General features: G+C 73.4%; 14 protein-coding genes. 10 read left to right on the forward strand and 4 right to left on the reverse strand.

Annotated features, from left to right (window positions below; genetic code table 11):
• Positions 1–121: 121 nt before the first annotated feature.
• Positions 122–2,947, forward strand: a complete 2,826-nt coding sequence (locus ACIPYS_RS02375) for an alpha/beta fold hydrolase (RefSeq protein ID WP_400742073.1) — start codon at positions 122–124, stop codon at positions 2,945–2,947.
• Positions 2,944–3,810, forward strand: coding sequence for an ABC transporter permease (locus ACIPYS_RS02380; RefSeq protein WP_093862377.1), 867 nt, complete (start codon positions 2,944–2,946; stop codon positions 3,808–3,810). Before ACIPYS_RS02375 ends, ACIPYS_RS02380 begins: the two co-directional genes overlap by 4 nt.
• 106 nt (positions 3,811–3,916) lie before the next feature.
• Here ACIPYS_RS02380 and ACIPYS_RS02385 read toward each other — a convergent pair whose 3' ends face one another.
• On the reverse strand, positions 3,917–5,551 hold the full coding sequence (locus tag ACIPYS_RS02385; RefSeq protein ID WP_093862378.1) for an alkaline phosphatase: 1,635 nt from the start codon (positions 5,549–5,551) through the stop codon (positions 3,917–3,919).
• A 193-nt stretch (positions 5,552–5,744) separates the two neighbouring features.
• On the opposite strand from ACIPYS_RS02385, the gene ACIPYS_RS02390 reads away from it, so the two are divergent.
• A complete protein-coding gene (locus ACIPYS_RS02390; RefSeq protein ID WP_231977820.1) occupies positions 5,745–6,329 on the forward strand; it encodes a dienelactone hydrolase family protein in 585 nt (194 codons plus the stop codon).
• Positions 6,330–6,763: 434 nt separating this feature from the next.
• Here the strand turns inward: ACIPYS_RS02390 and ACIPYS_RS02395 are convergent, their stop codons facing one another.
• Entirely contained in the window at positions 6,764–7,009 is a 246-nt protein-coding gene (locus ACIPYS_RS02395) for a hypothetical protein (protein ID WP_400742078.1), read from the reverse strand.
• Between the two features lie 196 nt (positions 7,010–7,205).
• Here ACIPYS_RS02395 and ACIPYS_RS02400 point away from each other — a divergent pair, with 196 nt between their 5' ends.
• Positions 7,206–8,423 (forward strand): hypothetical protein, encoded by a 1,218-nt coding sequence (locus ACIPYS_RS02400; RefSeq protein ID WP_400742081.1) that lies wholly within the window; start codon positions 7,206–7,208, stop codon positions 8,421–8,423.
• Between the two features lie 3 nt (positions 8,424–8,426).
• Here ACIPYS_RS02400 and ACIPYS_RS02405 read toward each other — a convergent pair whose 3' ends face one another.
• Positions 8,427–9,755 (reverse strand): DUF2252 domain-containing protein, encoded by a 1,329-nt coding sequence (locus ACIPYS_RS02405; protein WP_400742084.1) that lies wholly within the window; start codon positions 9,753–9,755, stop codon positions 8,427–8,429.
• Between the two features lie 190 nt (positions 9,756–9,945).
• On the opposite strand from ACIPYS_RS02405, the gene dnaE reads away from it, so the two are divergent.
• Positions 9,946–13,503, forward strand: a complete 3,558-nt coding sequence (gene dnaE / locus ACIPYS_RS02410; protein ID WP_093862385.1) for a DNA polymerase III subunit alpha — start codon at positions 9,946–9,948, stop codon at positions 13,501–13,503.
• Between the two features lie 54 nt (positions 13,504–13,557).
• Here the strand turns inward: dnaE and ACIPYS_RS02415 are convergent, their stop codons facing one another.
• Positions 13,558–14,445, reverse strand: a complete 888-nt coding sequence (locus tag ACIPYS_RS02415) for a LysR family transcriptional regulator (protein WP_400742088.1) — start codon at positions 14,443–14,445, stop codon at positions 13,558–13,560.
• Positions 14,446–14,517: 72 nt separating this feature from the next.
• On the opposite strand from ACIPYS_RS02415, the gene ACIPYS_RS02420 reads away from it, so the two are divergent.
• The 5 genes from ACIPYS_RS02420 to ACIPYS_RS02440 all read left to right on the forward strand — a co-directional run bounded on the left by ACIPYS_RS02420 (position 14,518) and on the right by ACIPYS_RS02440 (position 19,966).
• Positions 14,518–15,408, forward strand: a complete 891-nt coding sequence (locus tag ACIPYS_RS02420; protein ID WP_093862387.1) for a dihydrodipicolinate synthase family protein — start codon at positions 14,518–14,520, stop codon at positions 15,406–15,408.
• Between the two features lie 109 nt (positions 15,409–15,517).
• Positions 15,518–16,564: an aspartate-semialdehyde dehydrogenase gene (locus tag ACIPYS_RS02425; protein WP_093862388.1), complete on the forward strand. Its 1,047-nt coding sequence runs from the start codon at positions 15,518–15,520 to the stop codon at positions 16,562–16,564.
• 241 nt (positions 16,565–16,805) lie between these two features.
• On the forward strand, positions 16,806–18,077 hold the full coding sequence (locus tag ACIPYS_RS02430; RefSeq protein WP_400742092.1) for an NYN domain-containing protein: 1,272 nt from the start codon (positions 16,806–16,808) through the stop codon (positions 18,075–18,077).
• A gap of 81 nt (positions 18,078–18,158) precedes the next feature.
• Positions 18,159–19,157, forward strand: a complete 999-nt coding sequence (locus ACIPYS_RS02435) for an ABC transporter ATP-binding protein (protein WP_400742094.1) — start codon at positions 18,159–18,161, stop codon at positions 19,155–19,157.
• Positions 19,154–19,966 (forward strand): ABC transporter permease, encoded by an 813-nt coding sequence (locus ACIPYS_RS02440; RefSeq protein ID WP_400742097.1) that lies wholly within the window; start codon positions 19,154–19,156, stop codon positions 19,964–19,966. Before ACIPYS_RS02435 ends, ACIPYS_RS02440 begins: the two co-directional genes overlap by 4 nt.
• Positions 19,967–20,082: the final 116 nt, after the last annotated feature.

Here is a 20,082-nt window from a genome sequence, read left to right on the forward strand (position 1 = left end):
GACGAGGCAGGGCGCGGCCCCCGGGAGAGCTCCCGGGGGCCGCGCGTCCCCGGGGCCGTGCGCGTCCGGGGGCCGCTGTTCTTATCGGACGCCTACTCCGGGGGCGACTACGATCACGCCCATGGAGCTCGGTGGGGCGTGGCGCCGGTGGCGAGGCCGTGGGACGGCCGCCGGACGGAGACTGGTGGCCGGGGCGGTGGCCCTGACGGCCGTCGTCGCGGTCGGGACGGCCGCGGCCGTCGCCGCCGGGGGCGAACAGGCCGTCCGCCAGGAGGACCGCTTCCTCGCGATGGCCGAGACCCCCGGCAGCTCGCAGATCGTCCAGCTCGACACCTCCTTCTTCACCACCGGCAGCGGCCCGCGCCCCGCCGTCCTGCTCGGGCACGGCTTCGGCGGCTCCAAGGAGGGCGAGCGGGAGCGCGCCCAGAAGCTGGCCCGGCAGGGGTACGCGGTGCTGACCTGGTCGGCGCGCGGCTTCGGCCGCTCCGGCGGGAAGATCGGGCTGAACGCGCCGGACCGCGAGGTCGAGGACGTCAAGCACCTGGTCGACTGGCTGGCGCAGCGCCCCGAGGTCCAGCTGGACGGGCCCGGCGACCCTCGGGTGGGCATCACCGGCGCCTCCTACGGCGGCGCGGTGGCGCTGCTCGGCTCCGCGTACGACCCCCGGATCGACGCCGTGGCCAGTGCGATCACCTGGTGGAACCTGGCCGACGCGCTGTTCCCGCAGGGGGTGCGCGGCTCGGGCGCGGTCGACGGCGTGTTCAAGAAGCTGTGGTCCGGGATCTTCTTCACCACCGGTTCGGTGGGCGAACTCGGCCCGTCCGGCGGCGCGGCGCGTCCGGCCCTCGCCCCCGAGCAGGGCGACGGGCAGGTCGGCTGCGGGCGGTTCCTGGACGAGCTGTGCCGGATGTACGACCGGGTGGCGACCGCCGGGCGGGCCGACCCGGAGGCCGTGGCCCTGCTCGACCGGTCCAGCCCCTCCTCGGTCGCGGACCGGCTCAAGGCGCCCACCCTGGTGGTCCAGGGCCAGCAGGACTCGCTGTTCCCGCTCGACCAGGGCGACGCGATCGCCAAGGCGGTGGCCGCCAACGGCGCCCCGGTGGCGGTGGACTGGTTCGCGGGCGGGCACGACGGCGCGACCGACACCAGCGACCGGGTGGACGACCGGGTCACGGCCTGGTTCGACCACTATCTGAAGGGTGACGGGGGCGCGAGCACCGGCGGGGCCGGCGCGGCGTTCCGGGTGACCCGGACCGGCGGGGTCGACTCGACCGGCTTCCAGGCGGTGCTGCGCGGCGCGACCGCCGACAGCTACCCCGGCCTCGGCGGCACCGGTTCGCGGCGGTTCGAGCTGAAGGCCCCGGACGGCGCACCCGAGCAGTCCTTCGCCAACCCGCCCGGCGGGGCGCCGTCCAACATCTCCGCCCTGCCCGGCCTCGGCGGCCTGCTCGGCCAGGCGTCCGCGCTGGGCGCCGGCCTCGCGCTGGACTTCCCCGGCCAGTTCGCCACCTTCGAGTCGGCGCCGCTGGACTCCTCGGTCCACCTGACCGGGCAGCCGACGGTGCCGGTCCGGGTCCGGGCCGACCGGCCGGACGCGGTGCTCTTCGCCAAGCTGTACGACGTCGCCCCCGACGGCAAGCAGAGCCTGCCGCAGCAACTGTCCGCCCCGTTGCGGGTGACCGGGGCGGACGCCCCCGACGGCCGGAGCGTCACCGTGGCGCTGCCCACCGTCGACCACACCTTCGACGCCGGGCACCGGCTGCGGCTGGTGCTCGCCTCCACCGACCTCGCGTACGCCTCGCCGGTCGAGCCGGCCACCTACCGGGCGGCCGTCACCGGGCCGGTCACCCTGCCCACGGTGGACGGGCTGGTCACCGAGGCCGCGCCGCTGCCGAACCGCACCTGGGTGCTGCCGCTGGTCGCGCTCGCGCTGGCCGCCGGGCTGGTGCTGGTGCCGCGGCTGCGGGCGGCCGGGGCCGGGCGGCGCGCGCACGGACCCGGGTACGACCCGGCGCTCGCCGGGGTGCCGCTGGTGATCACCGGCCTGAGCAAGCGCTACAAGGGCGCCGCCGACCGGTACGCCGTCCGCGAGCTGGGCTTCCGGGTGGAAAGGGGTCAGGTGCTCGGCCTGCTCGGCCCCAACGGCGCCGGGAAGACCACCACCCTGCGGATGCTGATGGGGCTGATCCGGCCGGACGCCGGCGAGATCAGGGTCTTCGGCCACCTGATCCGGCCCGGCGCACCCGTGCTGTCCCGGGTCGGCGCCTTCGTCGAGGGCGCGGGTTTCCTGCCGCACCTCACCGGGCGGGCCAACCTGCGGCTCTACTGGCAGGCCACCGGCCGTCCGGAGGCGGACGCCCACCTGGACGAGGCGCTGGCGATCGCCGGGCTCGGCGAGGCGCTGGACCGGGCGGTGCGCACCTACTCGCAGGGCATGCGGCAGCGGCTGGCGATCGCCCAGGCCATGCTGGGGCTGCCGGACCTGCTGATCCTCGACGAGCCGACCAACGGGCTCGACCCGCCGCAGATCCGCGAGATGCGCGAGGTGATGATCCGGTACGCGGCGGCCGGGCGGACCGTCATCGTCTCCAGCCACCTGCTGGCCGAGGTCGAGCAGAGCTGCACCGACCTGGTGGTGATGGACCGGGGCCGGCTGGTGACCACGGGCGCGGTCGCGGAGATCGTCGGCGCGGGTTCGCAGCTGCTGATCGGCACTGCGGCGTCGTACGACGCGGCGGAGCTGGCGGCGGCGGCCGACAAGGTCGCCGCGCTGGACGGGGTCGCCGCGGCGGAGGCCGTCGAGGGCGGGCTGCTGGTCGGGCTGGACGGGATGGCGGCGAGCCGGCTGCTGGCCGAGCTGGTCCGGCTCGGGGTGCCGGTGGAGTCGGCCGGGCCGCAGCGCCGGCTGGAGGACGCGTTCCTGTCACTGATCGGAGGTGCGGCGTGAGCGCCGCGGTTGCTGAGGTGTCGGCGGACCACGCGGCCGGTTACCGGCCCGGGCGGACGCTGCCGTTCCGGGTGGAGGTGGTCCGCCAGTTGCGGCGGCGCCGCACGATGGTGATCGGCGCGGTGCTGGCCGGGATGCCGCTGGTCGTCCTGGCGGCGTTCGCGGTGGCCGGGACGCCCGGGCGGGCCGACCGGACCACGTTCATCGAGCTCGCGACCTCGTCCGGGCCGAACTTCGCGACCACCATGCTGTTCATGGGCACCGGCTTCATGCTGGTGATCCCGGTCGCGCTGTTCTGCGGCGACACGGTGGCCTCGGAGGCCAGCTGGTCCTCGCTGCGGTACCTGCTGGCGGCGCCGGTGCCGAGGGCGCGGCTGCTGATGCGCAAGTTCCTGGTCGGGCTGCTGTTCTCGGCGGCCGCCGTGGTGCTGCTGCCGTTGGTCGGGCTGGCGGTCGGCACGGCGGCGTACGGCTGGGGCGACCTGCGGCTGCCGGCCGGGGCGAGTCTGACCGCGGGCGAGGCACTGCCCCGGCTGGCGGTGGCGGTGGCGTTCGTGTTCCTCAGCGAGGTCGTGATCGCGGCGCTGGCGTTCTGGCTCTCGACCGCCACGGACGCGCCGCTGGGGGCGGTCGGCGGGGCGGTGTTCGCCTCGATCGTCGCCGGGGTGCTGGACGCCATCACCGCCCTCGGCGACCTGCGGGCCTGGCTGCCGGCGCACTGGCAGTGGGCGTGGGCGGACGCCCTGCAGCCGCGGATGGAGTGGGGCGGGATGGTGCAGGGGGTCTCGCTGTCGCTGTCCTACGCGGTGGTGCTGCTGGCGCTCGCGTTCCGGGGCTTCGCGCGCAAGGACGTGGTGTCGTAGCGGTGCGGTGGGCGGACCCCGGGAGGCGGACCCCGGGAGGCGGACCCCGCCCGCCGGGGGACGGCGGGCGGGGTCCGTCGTTCGTGGGCCTGCTCGACCCGTGGGACTACTTGACGGGGGAGTAGACCCGCTCGACCTGCTGGGTGCCGGACCGGGTGCGGTAGGAGCGCGACCACTTGGTGGTGGCGTCCTTGCGGGTCCGGTCGGAGAGCACGTAGTAGTCCATCTGGGTCTGGGCCGGGGTGACCTCCAGGACGCCGTAGCCGTGGGAGTCGAGGTCGACCCACTGGACGTGGCGGTTGGCGGCCTTGATCGCGGCGGCGGCGACCAGGGAGAGGGTCTGCGGCGCGACCTTGAGGAAGTCGTCGATGTTGTCCGAGGTGACCGAGGTGACCACGAACTCGGTGGCGACACTGCCCGACAGCGGGTAGGTGGCGGCCTCGTTCGGGACGTCCGAGGCCCAGGCGGAGTGGATGTCCCCGGTCAGGAAGACGGTGTTGGTGATGCCGTTCGACTTCAGGTGGCCGAGCAGCTCACGGCGGTCGTGGGTGTAGCCGTCCCACTGGTCCGTGTTGATCGCCAGGCCCTCGCCGGGCAGGCCGAGCAGCTTGGCCAGCGGGCGCAGCAGGTAGTCCGGCAGCGAGAAGAGGGCGACCGGGGAGATCATCACCTCGTTGCCGATCAGGCGCCAGGCGGTGTCGGACGCGGCGAGACCGGACTTCAGCCAGTCCATCTGGGCACGGCCGGTCAGGGTGCGGTCGGCCGAGTCGACGTCGCCGTTGCCGACCTTGACCTGCTGGGAGCGGAACGAGCGCTGGTCCATCAGGTGCAGGTCGGCGAGCTTGCCGTAGCGCAGGCGGCGGTAGGTGGTGCCGGCGATGGAGGGGCGGACCGGCATCCACTCGAAGTAGGCCTGCTTCGCGGCGGCCACCCGGGCCGCCCAGTCGCCCTCGGCGCCCGGGGTGTGGTTCTCGGCGCCGCCGGACCAGGCGTCGTTGGCGAACTCGTGGTCGTCCCAGATCGCGATGGTCGGGACCTGCGCGTGCAGCGCCTGGAGGTCCTCGTCCGTCTTGTAGCGGCCGTGCCGGGTGCGGTAGTCGGCGAGGCTGAGGATTTCGTGGGCGGGGGCGTGCGGGCGGACCACGGAGCCGCGGGCGCAGAACTCGCCGCTCTTGTACTCGTAGATGTAGTCGCCGAGGAAGAGGAAGGCGTCGAGGTCGCCGCGGGCCGCCAGGTGGCGGTACGCGGAGAAGTAGCCGGCCTCCCAGTTGGCGCAGGAGGCGACGCCGAAGCGGAGCCGGTCGAGGGCGGCGTCGGCGGCCGGGGTGGTGCGGGTGCGGCCGACGGGGGAGACGGTCGCGCCGGCCGTGAAGCGGTACCAGTAGGCGGTGTCCGGGGCGAGGCCGCGGACGTCGACCTTGACGGTGTGGTCGGTGGCGGCGTTGCTGGTGACGGTGCCGCCGGCGGCGATCCGGGCGAAGCCCTTGTCGGCGGCGATCTCCCAGCGGACCTCGGTGTCGGCGCCGAGGCCGGAGCCGGGCACGGCCTCGGGGGCCGGGGTGACCCGGGTCCAGAGCAGGATGCCGTCGGGCAGCGGGTCGCCCGAGGCGACGCCGTGGAGGAACTGCGGGACGGTGGCGGCCTGGGCGGCGGCGCCGAGGGCGAGCGGCAGGGCGGCGGCGCCCGCGACGACGGCGGTGGCCTTGAGCACCTGGCGTCGGTGGGGGCGGGCGGCGGTCATGTCATTGACAAGGTCAGTCACGGCGGACAGGCTACCGGCGGGTAACGCGGTGTTCCATATGCTGAACTGACTGTTCGTTGTCACTTCACCACGGCGTGACGTCCCGCCACCCCGCCGGGTGGGCGCGGTCACCCGGCGGACATGCGCGATGATGGGAGGCTGTTCCGGCCCCCGTCGCAAGGAAGTCCCGCCCGTGGCACACGTCCTGCTCCTCCACTCCGTGTACGGCCTGCGCCCCGCCGTCCAGGTTGCCGCCGACCGGCTGCGCGCCGCCGGGCACACCGTGCACACCCCCGACCTCTTCGAAGGGCGGACCTTCGACGACGTCGAGGAGGGTATGGCGTTCAAGGAGGAGATCGGCAGCGACGAACTCCTGCGCCGCGCCGTCGGGGTCGCCGCTCCGCTGCTGGGCTCCGGGACGCCGCTCGTCTACGCGGGCTTCTCGCTCGGCGGCTCGCTCGCCCAGAACCTCGCACTCGCCGACGAGAAGGCCCTCGGCCTGCTGCTCCTGCACGGCACCTCGGACATCCGCGAGGACGCGGCCACCGCGATCCCCGTCCAGCTGCACGTGGCGGAGCCGGACCCGTTCGAGTCGGAGGACTGGCTGAACGCCTGGTACCTGGGGATGCGCAAGGCCGGCGCGGACGTGGAGGTGCACCGCTACCGCGGCGCCGGGCACCTCTTCACCGACCCGGAGCTGCCCGACTACGACGCCGAGGCGGCGGAGCAGGCGTGGGCGGTCGCGCTGGACTTCCTGGCGGAGCTGGACGCGGCGTAGTCCGTTGTGCCTGTTGCGCAGGAAGTCGGCGCGGCCGACTTCCTGATCTGAGAGTTCTGTTCCGGTGGTCCCTTGCTGTCCGCAAGGGGCTAACCGGGGAAGTACGAGCGAGCGGTGGGTGGGGTTGATTCGCCCGGCTTGGCGCCTGCTGTCCCTCGCTCGAACCGAGCGAGGGACAGCCGCTCATATCCGGCCGTTCCCCGGTGAGGTCGAGGGGCAGGAGCAGTAGGAAGTCGACGAGGTCGACTTCCTACTGCTGGGGCACATCGTGAAAGCCGAATCCGGTGGCTCCCTTGCGCGTGGCAAGGGAGCCACCGGGGCCGAGCTGCGTCACCGGGGGCGTGGGAAGTCGGAACGGCCGACTTCCCACGTGCAGCCGGTTGTTCCGAGGTGCACAGCCGGGATCGGAGTGGGAAGTCGCCGGTCCCGACTTCTCACTCCGAGGGAGGTCTTTCCTGGTGGCCCCTTGCTGGCTGTGGGTTCTTGGGATCGGTCTGGTGGGGGGTCCAGGTGTGTTCGGTGGTGCCGTCGGGGTGGGTGTGGGGTTCCCAGTGGCCGTGGCGGGTGATCGGGGGTGGGGGCGGGCCGATCCTGAGGGCGGTGACGACGCCGGTGATCACGGTGGCGATGGCGAGGGCGAGGAGGACGGTGAAGGCGGCGCCGACGAGGAAGGTGCTCATTCCCGGGTCACCTCGCGCAGCAGGGTGAGGAGGTTGAGGAGGGTGGAGACGGGGGCGGCGCCGAAGTCGACGAGGAGGCGGCCGTCGATGGTGCGCTCGGAGACGGTGGGGCTGGCGCGGTGCTGGTGGTGATGGAGGTGGTCTGCGCCTTGGTGGAGGTGTCCGGCTGCTGAATGGCCCGGGGGAGGATGGGGGTGTGACGAGGATGAGTGACGGGCGGTACGCGCCGGCGGGGTCGTTGATCGGGCTGGTGCAGCGGGGGCGGGGACTCGGGGCGCGGATGGCTCTGGAGGATCCGGCGGGCGCGGCGGAGATCGTCTACGGGTGCGTCCGGTGGGACTGGCGGTGGGACTCGGTCGACGAGCGGGGGCTGTACCTGGCGCGGCTGGTGCGGGATCTGGGCTTGCCGCTCGGGCCGGTGGTGGAGGGCCTGGGCTTGGGGGAGACGGCCAATGAGCGGGCGGCCCGGGTGCTGGGGTTGCTGGCGTTGGGCGGGTCGGGGGAGGCGCGGGACGCCCTGCGGGCTTACGTGAAGGAGGGGGAGCACTGGGTCGCGGTGCTGGAGGAGATGGCGTGCCGGTGGCCGGTGGAGTGGTGGGACGACCTGGCGGAGACCGGGCGGGAGCGGGCGGAGCGGGACCCGGAGGACCGGTGGGGGGAGCCGTGGTACCGGTGGGGGCTGGCCGGTCCGGGGCCGGTGCACGGGTCCCGGGAGCGCAAGCCGTTCGCGGAGGTCGACAACGCCCGGCTGCTGGAGCTGCTGGCGGATCCCGAGGAGTCGGAGGAGCGCAGGGCCGCCGCGCTCGATGTGATCGACGACCGGGGGCCGGAGCCCGGAGTGATCCCGCTGGTGCCGTCGCTGGGCACGGCGGACGGGAAGTACATGTTGTGGCCGCTGATCGGGGTGGTCGACAAGCTCGGGGCGCTGGCGGTGCCCGCCGCGAGGGAGTGGGCCGTAGCGACGGAACCGGAGTGGTTGCGGCGGCGGGGGCACGACGTGCTGGCCGCGTGCGGGGAGGCCGAGGACGTGCCCGTGCTGGTTGCGGACCTGGAGCGGGACTGGGTGGAGCGGCGGTGGTGCGGGCCGAAGCGGACGGCCGACGGGCTGGCGCGGTTCGGGGCCGAGGCCCGCGGGGCGGTGTCTCTGCTCAGGCGATTGTGGCTGTGGACGCCGCACTCCTACGAGCGGGTCAGCTATCTGGAGGCACTCGCGGAGATCGATCCGACCGGACTGGAGTCGGTGTACGTGGAGTGCCTCTGGGACTGCGAGGGCGATGCCCGACTGCTGGGGGTCCGGCACGCGCCGGACCGGCCCGAGGTGAGGGAGCGGCTGGTGTACCTCAGGGACGACGCGCTGGAGGAGACAGAGGTCAGGGCCGCCGCCCGCGAGCGGTTGGCGGCCCTGACCGGGTAGGGCCTACAGGCCCGGGATGCGGCCGTTGCGGTAGAGGTCGACGAAGAGCTGGTGGTCGGCGCGGGCCTGGGCACCGTAGGCGTGGGCGAAGTCGACCAGCATCTGCGTGAAGCCGGCCTCGTCGCGGCCGATGGCCTCGTGGATGGCGTGCTCGGTGGAGAACGGGACCAGGGTGTGGCCGCTGGACGACTCGTCCGCCGCCGCGTGCATGGTGGCGGTGGCGCGGCCCAGGTACTCGGTGACCGCCAGCAGGTCGGGGAGCTCGTTGAGGTCCCGCCAGTCGAGGTCGGTCGCGTACGGGGACACCTCGGCGACCAGCTGGCCGCGGCCGCGCAGCGTGGTGTGGCCGAGCCAGGGGTCGCTGTGGGACTGCAGGGCGCGCTGGGAGATCACCGTGCGGTGGCCCTCGTGCTCGAAGTAGCCGGCGATGGCGGGGTCGGTGACATGGCGGGCGACCGCCGGGGTCTGGCCCTGCTTCATGTAGATGATCACGTCGTTCTCGAGGGCGTCGGTGTGCCCTTCGAGGAGGACGTTGTAGGACGGCAGGCCCGCCGAACCGATGCCGATGCCGCGACGGCCGACCACGTCCTTGACCCGCAGGGCGGTCGGGCTGACCCGGGAGGACGGCGGCAGGGTGGCGAGGTAGCGCTCGAAGGCGGTCAGGACCTCCTGCTTGGTGGGTTCGTCCAGCGCGAACGCGCCGCCGCCGAGGCGGAAGCGGCGGTCGTAGTCCTCGACCACGGTGTCGCCGTCGAGCAGCGAGACCCGGGTCTGCAGCCTGGCCTTCCGCAGGGTGTCGAGGATCGGGCCGGTGGCGGTGTCCAGGGTGTACGGGTCGGCGTCGCCGGAGGTGACGTGGGCGGCGATCCGGGCCCGGTACGCCCCGGCGAAGGCCGTGACCAGTTCGGTGATGGTCGCGTCCGACAGGGCCTTGGCGTAGCCGATCAGGGCGAGCGAGGCGGCGAGCCGCTGGACGTCCCAGGTGAAGGCGCCGACGTAGGCCTCGTCGAAGTCGTTCACGTTGAAGACGAGCCGGCCCTCGGCGTTCAGGTAGGTGCCGAAGTTCTCCGCGTGCAGGTCGCCGTGGATCCAGACCCGGCGGGTGCGGTCGTCGAGGAAGGACGCGCCGTAGGAATCGAACGGGGCGGTGGTGAGGTCCGCGTAGTAGAGGGCGGCGGTGCCCCGGTAGAAGGCGAACGCCGAGGCCGCCATCTTGCGGAACTTCACCCGGAAGGCCGCCGGGTCCTGGGCGAGGAGTTCGCCGAACGCCGTGTCGAAGACGCCGAGGACGGTCTCCGCACGGTCGGTGGCGGAGGGCGACTGATGGGGCATGGTGGCGGTTCCCTTGCGGTGGGTGGATAAGGGGAGTCGAGGGCCTGAGGGCTAGAGTAGGGAGCGTGAACGCGTGAGTGGCGGTCCGGGTCCGGTCAGTGGCTCGGGCCTTGTTCATTTCTTTCGGGAACCCTCTGTGACCTGCGCGTTCGCCGGCCCATCTGCCAGCACGAGCTACGGAGGCCCCGCCTTGAGCGATCAGCCGTTCGCGCACCTGCACGTCCACACCGAGTACTCGATGCTGGACGGCGCAGCCCGGCTGAAGCAGATGTTCAAGGAGGTCGAGCGGCTCGGGCAGACCCATGTCGCGATGACCGACCACGGCAACATGTACGGCGCCGCCGAGTTCCACCGGCAGGCCACCGACGCGGGCATCACCCCGGTGATCGGCATCGAGGCGTACGTCGCCCCGGAGTCCCGTTCGAACACCAAGCGGATCCTGTGGGGCCAGCCGCACCAGAAGAAGGACGACGTCTCGGCGTCCGGTGCCTACACCCACAAGACGATCTGGGCCCGGAACAAGGAGGGCCTGCACAACCTCTTCAAGCTGACCTCGCGCTCGTACTCCGAGGGCTGGCTGGTCAAGTGGCCGCGGATGGACAAGGAGCTGATCTCCGAGCTGTCCGGCGGTCTGATGGCGACCACCGGCTGTCCGTCCGGCGAGGTGCAGACCCGGCTGCGCCTCGGGCAGTTCGACGAGGCGCTGCGGTCGGCCGGCGAGTACCAGGAGATCTTCGGCAGGGAGAACTACTTCCTGGAGCTGATGGACCACGGCCTCGACATCGAGAAGCGGGTCCGGGACGGGCTGATCGAGATCGGGCGCAGGCTCGGCATCCCGCCGGTGGTCACCAACGACTCGCACTACACCACCGAGGCCGACGCGGGCGCCCACGACCTGCTGCTCTGCGTGCAGACCGGGAAGAACCTCTCCGACCCGGACCGCTTCCGGTTCGACGGCACCGGCTACTACATCAAGTCGGCCGCCGAGATGTACGCGCTGGACGGGTCCGACGCCTGGCAGGAGGGCTGCCGCAACAGCCAACTGCTGGTGGCCGAGCGGGTGGACACCGCGGGCATGTTCGAGTTCCGCAACCTGATGCCGCGCTTCCCGATCCCGGAGGGCTTCGACTCCGAGGCGGACTTCTTCCGGTCCCAGGTGTGGCAGGGCATGGAGTGGCGCTTCCCGAACGGGTACGACGACGAGCACCGCAAGCTCGCCGAGTACGAGATGGACACCATCGTGCAGATGGGGTTCCCGGCGTACTTCCTCGTGGTCGCGGACTTCATCATGTGGGCCAAGGGGCAGGGCATCGCGGTGGGCCCCGGCCGCGGTTCGGCGGCCGGTTCGCTGGTCGCCTACGCGATGGGCATCACCGACCTCGACCCGATCCCGCACGGCCTGATCTTCGAGCGCTTCCTCAACCCCGAGCGCGTCTCCATGCCCGATGTCGACATCGACTTCGACGAGCGCCGGCGCGGTGACGTGATCCGGTACGTGACCGAGAAGTGGGGATCCGACAAGGTCGCCATGATCGTCACCTACGGCACCATCAAGGCGAAGGCCGCCATCAAGGACTCCTCGCGGGTCCTCGGCTACCCCTACGCGATGGGTGACCGGATCACCAAGGCGATGCCGCCGGACGTCATGGGCAAGGGCATCCCGCTGTCCGGCATCACGGACAGCAGCCACCCGCGCTACAGCGAGGCCGGCGAGATCCGCGGGCTGTACGAGAACGACCCCGACGTGCGGAAGGTGATCGACACCGCGCGCGGCATCGAGGGCCTGATCCGCCAGCCCGGTGTGCACGCGGCGGGCGTCATCATGTCCGCCGAGCCGCTGACCGACCACATCCCGGTCTGGACCCGGCACACCGACGGCGTCACCATCACGCAGTTCGACTACCCCACCTGCGAGGGCCTCGGCCTTCTCAAGATGGACTTCCTCGGCCTGCGCAACCTGACGATCATGGACGATGCCGTCAAGGCGATCGAGAAGAACAAGGGCGTCAGGATCAACCTCCTCGAGCTGCCCCTGGACGACAAGCCGACCTACGAACTGCTGGCCCGGGGCGACACGCTGGGTGTCTTCCAGCTCGACGGCGGCCCGATGCGCTCGCTGCTGCGGCTGATGAAGCCGGACAACTTCGAGGACATCTCCGCCGTACTGGCGCTGTACCGGCCGGGCCCGATGGGCGTCAACTCGCACACCAACTACGCGCTGCGCAAGAACGGCCAGCAGGAGATCACCCCGATCCACCGGGAGCTGGAGGCTCCCCTGGAGGAGGTGCTCCGGCCCACCTACGGCCTGATCGTCTACCAGGAGCAGGTGCAGAAGGCGGCGCAGATCCTCGCCGGGTACTCGCTCGGCCAGGCCGACCTGCTGCGCCGGGCGATGGGCAAGAAGAAGAAGGAGATCCTGGAGGCGGAGTTCGTCCCGTTCCAGAAGGGCTGCCGGGAGCGCGGCTACTCGGACGCGGCGATCCAGGCGGTGTGGGACGTCCTCGTCCCCTTCTCCGGCTACGCGTTCAACAAGGCGCACACGGCGGGGTACGGGCTGGTCTCGTACTGGACGGCGTACCTCAAGGCCAACTACCCGGCCGAGTACATGTCGGGCCTGCTGACCTCGGTCAAGGACGACAAGGACAAGTCGGCGGTCTACCTCAACGAGTGCCGCAAGATGGGCATCCAGGTGCTCCCGCCGGACGTCAACGAGTCGGACTCCGACTTCACGCCGCACGGGGACACCCTGGTCCGGTTCGGCCTGACCGCCATCCGCAACGTCGGCGGGCCGGTCGTGGAGTCGATGATCCGGACCAGGAGGGCCAAGGGGAAGTTCGCCTCCTTCCCGGACTTCCTGGACAAGGTGGAGTCGGTGGTCTGCAACAAGCGGACCGTCGAGTCGCTGATCAAGGCCGGCGCTTTCGACTCGCTCGGGCACACCCGCAAGGGCCTGAGCGCGGAGTTCGAGCCGATGATCGACAACGTGGTGGGCATCAAGCGCAAGGAGGCGGAGGGGCAGTTCGACCTCTTCGGCGGTGACGCGACCAGCGACGAGCCGACCTTCGGGCTGGACGTGGTCTTCTCCGAGGAGGAGTGGGAGAAGTCCTTCCTGCTCGCCCAGGAGCGGGAGATGCTGGGCCTGTACGTCTCCTCGCACCCGCTGCACGGCATCGAGCACGTGCTCGCGGAGAAGGCGGACTGCGCGGTGGCGGAGCTCGCCGAGCGGCCGGACGGGACGATCGTCACCATCGGCGGCATCATCTCGGGCCTCCAGCGGAAGATGACCAAGCAGGGCAACGCCTGGGCGATCGCGACGGTCGAGGACCTCGCGGGCTCGATCGACTGCATGTTCTTCCCGGCCAGCTACCAGCTGGTGTCCGCGCAACTGGTCGAGGACGCGGTGGTGTTCGTCCGGGGCAAGGTGGACAAGCGGGAGGACGTGCCGCGGCTGATGGGGATGGAACTGAGCGCCCCCGACCTGTCGAACGCGCACGCCGAGCCGCCGATCGTCATCATCATCCCGGACGGCAAGGTGACGCCGCCGCTGGTGGCGCGGCTCGGCGAGGTGCTGAGCAGCCACCGGGGGACGACGGAGGTCCGGGTCCGGCTGGAGGAGGAGCACCGGACGACGCTGCTGCGGCTGGACCGGCACCGGGTGAAGTCGGACCCGGCGCTGTTCGGCGACCTCAAGCAGCTGCTCGGGCCGAGCTGTCTGGCGGCCAACGCGGCCGCCGGCACGGGGGGCTGACGCCGCCGGCGGGGGCGCCCGGACCGGGCGCCCCCGTCAGGCCCCGGCGCCCCGTCAGGCGGAGTTGCGCAGCGGGGCCGGGACGGCGGTGTGCAGGGCGGAGACGAAGGCGGAGACCGCCGGGTGGGCCCCGGCGCCGGCGCGGAAGGCGGCGCGGGTGCGGCGGTACATCGGCAGCCGGGTGAGGACGACCCCGGGCGGGGGCCGGTCGATGCCGAGGTGGGGGACCAGCGCCACGCCCTGACCGGCCGCCACCAGGGCGAGCACGGTGGCGAAGTCGTCGATCCGGTGCCTGATCCGGGGCGCGAACCCGGCGCTCTCGCAGGCCCGGACGGCCATGCTGTGGCACAGGGTGCCGGGCGGGGAGAGGATCCACGGTTCGGCGCGCTGGTCGGCGACGGTGCCGGGGGCGCGGGCGGCGAGGTACATCGGTTCGGTGAAGACGGGCCGGGTCGTCGCCAGGCCGGGTTCCGGGTCGGCCGGGACCAGGTCGTACTCGTGGACCAGGGCGACGTCGAGTTCGCCGGCCCGCAGCGCCGCCGCGACCTCGGCCGGGTCCACCTCGGTGACCATCGGCTCCAGCCCCGGGTGCCAGCCGGCGAGTTCGGCGAGCACGGCCGGGACGATGGCGCGGGCCGCCGACGGGTAGGTGCCGATCCGCAGCGGGCCGGCCAGGCCCTCGCGGGCGTGGGCGAGTTCGGCGCCCGCCTGCTCCAGCCGTTCGAGCACGGCCTCGGCGTGCCGGACCAGGTTGCGTCCGGCGGGGGTGAGGACGACCCGGCGGCCGGTGCGTTCGAGCAGCGGGACACCGGCCTCCTTCTCCAGGACGGACAGCTGCTGGGACACCGCCGAGGGGCTGAAGCTGAGCGCCTCGGCGACGGCGGCGATGGTGCCGAGGTGGGCGAGTTCGCGCAGCAGGCGCAGGCGTCGGACGTCGAGCATCGGCCCAGCTTACGAGAAGCGTCGGAAACATGAACTGGACCCGGGGGATCACCCGGCCGCAGGATCGTGGGCATGGAACTCAAGGGCATTCTCGTCCCCCTGGTCACCCCCTTCGCGGCCGACGGCTCGGTGGCGCTGGACGCGCTGGAGAAGCTGGCCGGCTCGCTGCTGGACGAGGGCGCGTCCGGTCTGGTCGCGCTCGGCACCACCGGCGAGCCGGCCACGCTGACCGCGGACGAGCGGCGGGCGGTGATCGGGGTCTGCGCGGCGGTCTGCGCCGACCGGGACGTGCCGCTGCTGGTCGGGGCGGGCGGGCCGGGCACCGCCGCGGCCGCCGAGGAGCTGGCCGGGCTGGCCGAACGGGTGCCGGGGGCGGCGGGTGCGCTGGTCACCGTGCCGTCGTTCGTCCGGCCGGGGGAGGCGGGCACCGTGGCGCACTTCCGGGCGCTGGCCGAGGCCAGTTCGGTGCCGCTGGTCTTCTACCACATCCCGTACCGGACCGGGCAGGAGCTGTCGGGCGCCGCGCTGCTGGAACTGGCCGCGCTGCCCGGGGTGGTGGGTGTGAAGTACGCCACCGGCGGGGTGGACCAGGCGGCGGTGGAGCTGCTGGCCTCCGCCCCGGCCGGGTTCTCGGTGCTGGGCGGGGACGACGCGGTGCTGGCGCCGCTGCTCGCGCTGGGCGCGGCCGGCGGCGTCCTGGCCTCCGCCCACCTCGCCACCGCGCGCTGGGTCGAGCTGGCCGAGGCGTGGCGGGCCGGGGACGCGGCCCGGGCCAGGGCGCTGGGCCACCGGCTGGCCGGGCTGGCGGTGGCGGCCTTCGCGGCGCCGAACCCGGCGGTGGTCAAGGGGGTGCTGCACGCGCAGGGGCGGATCCCGACCCCGGACGTGCGGCTGCCGCTGCTGCCGGCCGGTCCGGCGGCGGTCGAGCGGGTGCTGGAACTCCTCAGTGGTCTGGACCACTGAGGACCACAGGATGGAATGTCCGGCCGTCCGGCGCCCGTGACAAGGCATGATGGGCGGAGTGCGGCCGTGAACGGCGACATCGAACGGCGACATCAAGAGGAGCAGACGGATGAAGATCGGCATTGTCGGGGCCACCGGTCAGGTCGGCGGCGTGGTCCGCGAGATCCTGGCGGAGCGCGCGGGCCTCCCGGGCGGCGTCGGCCCGGTGGAGCAGCTGCGGCTGTTCGCCTCGGCCCGTTCGGCCGGGCGCACCCTGCCCTGGCAGGGCACCGAGATCACCGTCGAGGACGCGGCCACGGCCGACTACACCGGCCTGGACATCGTGATCTTCTCCGCCGGCGGCTCCACCTCCAAGGAGCTCGCCCCCAAGGCCGCCGCCGCGGGCGCCGTCGTCATCGACAACTCCTCCGCCTGGCGCCGCGACCCCGAGGTCCCGCTGGTCGTCTCCGAGGTCAACCCGCAGGCCCTCGCCGACCGCCCCAAGGGCATCGTCGCCAACCCGAACTGCACCACCATGGCGGCCATGCCCGTGCTGCGCCCGCTGCACGAGGAGGCCGGCCTCGCCGCCCTGGTCGTCTCCACCTACCAGGCCGTCTCCGGCAGCGGCGTGGCCGGCGTGGCCGAACTCCACGGCCAGGCCGCCAAGGTCGTCGACAGCGCCGCCGCGCTCGCCCACGACGGCTCCGCGGTGGACTTCCCCGAGCCCCAGGTCTACAAGCGCCCGATCGCCTTCAACGTCGTCCCGCTGGCCGGCTCGATCGTCGAGGACGGCTCCAACGAGACCGACGAGGAGCAGAAGCTCCGCCACGAGAGCCGCAAGATCCTCGGCATCCCCGGGCTCAAGGTGGCCGGCACCTGCGTGCGCGTGCCGGTCTTCTCCGGCCACTCGCTGCAGATCAACGCCCGCTTCGAGCGCCCGATCAGCCCCGAGCGCGCGGTCGAGCTGCTCACCGGCGCCCCCGGCGTCGAGCTGAGCGAGATCCCCACCCCGCTCCAGGCCGCCGGCCGGGACCCGAGCTACGTCGGCCGGATCCGGGTCGACGAGACGGTCGAGAACGGCCTGTCGCTGTTCGTCTCCAACGACAACCTGCGCAAGGGCGCCGCGCTCAACGCCGTCCAGCTGGCCGAGCTGGTCGCCGCCGAGCTCCGGGGCTGACCTGCCGCATCGCGCCGAAGGGCTCCGTCCACGACCGGACGGGGCCCTTCGGCCTGTCGCGGGACAGCGGCGGAGCCCGAGGTTCGGCGGGCGGGTCAGTGGGAAAAGGTGACCCAACGATCGGGCGGCTGCGGGCACCCCCTCACCCCACCCCGCCCGGCCGCCGGGCGGAGCGCGCCCACCCCGGCACCGTCGGCCCGGCGGAGCCCCCACCCCGAGGGCGAGCGGAAAGAGGTGCGCGATGGACCGCTGTGTCGTCCTCGTGGATGCCGGATACCTGCTGGGCGCCGCCGCCAGCCTGCTCGCCGGTGACCCGTCCCGCTCCAAGGTCACCGTCGACCACATCGCGCTGATCGCCGCGCTGCGCGAACGCGCCGAGGCCGAGACCGGCCTCCCGCTGCTGCGGATCTACTGGTTCGACGCCGCGCCCGAGCGCCGCCCGATGCCCGAGCACCGGCGGCTGCGGGTCCTGCCCCGGGTCACCGTCCGGCTCGGCGCGCTCACCCGGGCCGAGGGCCGCTGGGTGCAGAAGGGCGTCGACGCCGCGATGCACGCCGAACTCTCCGAACTCGCCCGCAACCGGGCCTGCGCCGACGTCGTGCTGATCACCGGCGACGGGGACCTGCTGCCCGGCATGATGTCCGCCAAGGAGCACGGCGTCGTCGTCCACCTCTGGGCGCTCCAGGCCGCCGACGGCGATTTCAACCAGTCCGAGGACCTGGTCGGCGAGGCCGACGAACGCCGGGTGCTGGACCGCGAGTGGATCGAAGGATCGTTCAGCCTGCGCGACACCTCCAGCGTCTTCCCCGCCCCCGGCGCCCGGCACGACATCGCCAAGATCCTCGCCGCGCCGCCCGCCGCGCCGCCGGCCGGACTGCCCGGCCCGCTGCCCGCCGGGCCGGTGCCCGGCCGTCCCGCCGCCGGGGCACCCGCGGCGGCCGTCGCCACCGCGGCCGCCGCCGGTCCTGCCCCCGACGGACGCGCCCAGCCGGCCACCGCCGTCGGGCTCAAGGTCGTCCCCACCCCCAAGGACCTCGCCGGGCGCAGCGCCGACCGGCAGGCCACCGCCGCCGACCGCCACCAGACCGGCCCGGTGCTGCGCTGGTCCTCCGACCGGGGCTGGATCGAGCGGCCCGCCCAGGAACCCGCCGTCACCGCCGGGGACGGCCTGCCCACCCTCGCCCAGCTCACCACGGCCGAGCAGCGCTGGGCCGACCGCGAGGAGGACATCACCTCCATCGGCGGCGACGCCCACGAGGTCGGCCAGGTCTTCGCCCGCCGCTGGACCAGCCGGGCCGGCGACGTCGAACGGCTCACCGTGCTGTGGCCCGACTACCCCCGGATCCCGCACCGGGTCGACGGCGAGCTGCTGCGCTACGCCGCCCGGTTCGGGCTGCTCGCGCACAAGGACGACCAGATCGACGAGCACGACCGGTACGCGATCCGGGCCGGGTTCTGGAAGGAGCTCGCCGCCCGCGTCCCCGGCGGGAACCTGGTCGTGGTCGACGACTGACCGCAGGCGGGGCGGCGGGGAGCGGGGCGGAACGGGCCCCGTTGTCCGGTTCGCCGGTCGCACCGCGTAGAGTCTTCGGTCGTGAGCGAGTCGGCCGGGCGGGCACCCCAGGACACCGCGCCGTGCTGCGCCGTACGCGACCTGGTGAGGACGTACCGCGCCGGGCGGGGCGGCGGCGGTGAGACGGTCCGGGCCAACGACGGCATCACCATGACCGTCCGGCAGGGCGAGATCTTCGGCCTGCTCGGACCCAACGGCGCGGGCAAGTCCACCCTGGTCCGCCAGCTCACCGGCCTGCTGCGGCCCGACTCCGGCAGCATCGAGATCCTCGGCCACGACGTGGTCCGGCACCCCGAACGGGCCGCCCGGCTGCTCGGCTACCTCGGCCAGGAGTCCACCGCGCTCGACGAGCTGACCGTCGCCCTCGCGGCCGAGACCACCGGGCGGCTGCGCGGCCTCGGCCGGACCGAGGCCCGCGCGGCGACGGACGCGGTGATCACCGAACTGGGCCTGGAACCGCTCGCCCACCGGCCGCTCGCCAAGCTGTCCGGCGGCCAGCGCAGGCTCGCCTGCTTCGCCGCCACCCTGGTCGGCGACCGGCCGCTGCTCGTCCTCGACGAGCCGACCACCGGCATGGACCCGGTCGCCCGGCGGGCCGTCTGGTCGGCGGTCGAGCGCCGCCGGGCCGAACGCTCCACCACCGTGCTGCTGGTCACCCACAACGTGATCGAGGCGGAGACCGTACTGGACCGGGTCGCCGTGATCGACGAGGGCCGGGTGATCGCCTGCGACACCCCCGGCGGGCTCAAGGCGCTCGTCGACGGCGACGTCCGGCTCGACCTGGTCTGGCGGGACGAGGCGCCGCTGGGCGTGCCCGCCGTGGCGGCGCTGGCCGAGCGGGCCGAGCGCACCGGCCGCCGCTGGACCGTCCGCACCACTCCCGAGCAGGCCCGCGAACTGGTCTCGGCCGTCACCACCGGCCCGGCGTTCGCCGCCCTGGACGACTTCACCCTGGCCACCCCGAGCCTCGAGGACGCGTACCTCAAGCTGGGCGGCCGCCACGGAGGACTGGCCAAGTGACGCTGCTCTCGGCACCGCCGCGGACCACCCCGGCCACGGCCGGCGAACCCGCCCCGCTCGCCCCCGCCGCCCGGCTGCTGCCCGCCCTCGCGGCCGTCTACCGGGCGCAGCTCGCCCGGGCCAGGGTGGCGCGGATCCCGCTGCTGTTCGTGGCCACCTTCCAGTCGCTCGGCATCCTGGTGATGATGCGCGGCGTCGTCGACTCCGGGCAGACCTCGGCCGCCCGGTACGTGGTGGCCGGCTCCAGCGTGCTGGTGGTCGCCTTCGTGGCGCTCAACCTGCTCGCCCAGTACTTCGGGCGGCTGCGGGCCAGCGGCGGCCTGGACCACTACGCGACGCTGCCGGTGCCGGCCGCCTCGGTGGTGCTCGGCGCGGCCGCCGCGTTCGCCTCGTTCACCCTGCCGGGGGCGCTGGTCACGGCGGCCGCGGGCGCGGTCATGTTCGGGCTGCCGCTGGGGCAGCTGTGGGTGCTGCTCGCCGTGGTGCCGCTGGCCGGCGCGGCGCTGGCCGGGCTCGGCGCGGCCTGCGGGCTGCTCGCGCCCCGGCAGGAGATCGCCACCATGCTGGGGCAGCTCGGCATGTCGGCGGCGCTGCTGCTCGGTGTCCTGCCGGTCGACCACCTGCCGCAGCCGGTGCTGTGGCTGCGCGACCTGCTGCCCTCCACCTACGGGGTGGAGGCCTTCGCCCGGACGTTCCGGCCGGGCCCCGACTGGGCGGCGGTGGTCGCGGACCTCGGGGTGTGCGCCGGGGTGGGCGTGGTCTCGCTGGCCGTGGCCACCTGGGCGTACCGGCGGGCGACCCGGCGCTAGGGGTTGTCTGACAATTCGCGTCGCGCGCGCGGCGGGAATTGTCAGACAACCCCTAGGGCTCTCCCGCGACCGTCCCCGGCCTGTGCCGGGCCTGGCCCGTGGATCACGCCCGGGCC

The organism is Kitasatospora sp. NPDC089913, assembly GCF_044748625.1.
Taxonomy (GTDB): domain Bacteria; phylum Actinomycetota; class Actinomycetes; order Streptomycetales; family Streptomycetaceae; genus Kitasatospora.

Coding starts and splice junctions, on each gene's coding strand:
- ACIPYS_RS02425 (WP_093862388.1), top strand. CDS start 15,518: ATGAAGATCGGCATTGTCGGGGCCACCGGTCAGGTCGGCGGCGTGGTC.
- ACIPYS_RS02375 (WP_400742073.1), top strand. CDS start 122: ATGGAGCTCGGTGGGGCGTGGCGCCGGTGGCGAGGCCGTGGGACGGCC.
- ACIPYS_RS02430 (WP_400742092.1), top strand. CDS start 16,806: ATGGACCGCTGTGTCGTCCTCGTGGATGCCGGATACCTGCTGGGCGCC.
- ACIPYS_RS02405 (WP_400742084.1), bottom strand. CDS start 9,755: ATGCCCCATCAGTCGCCCTCCGCCACCGACCGTGCGGAGACCGTCCTC.
- ACIPYS_RS02420 (WP_093862387.1), top strand. CDS start 14,518: ATGGAACTCAAGGGCATTCTCGTCCCCCTGGTCACCCCCTTCGCGGCC.
- ACIPYS_RS02415 (WP_400742088.1), bottom strand. CDS start 14,445: ATGCTCGACGTCCGACGCCTGCGCCTGCTGCGCGAACTCGCCCACCTC.
- ACIPYS_RS02395 (WP_400742078.1), bottom strand. CDS start 7,009: ATGAGCACCTTCCTCGTCGGCGCCGCCTTCACCGTCCTCCTCGCCCTC.
- ACIPYS_RS02385 (WP_093862378.1), bottom strand. CDS start 5,551: ATGACCGCCGCCCGCCCCCACCGACGCCAGGTGCTCAAGGCCACCGCC.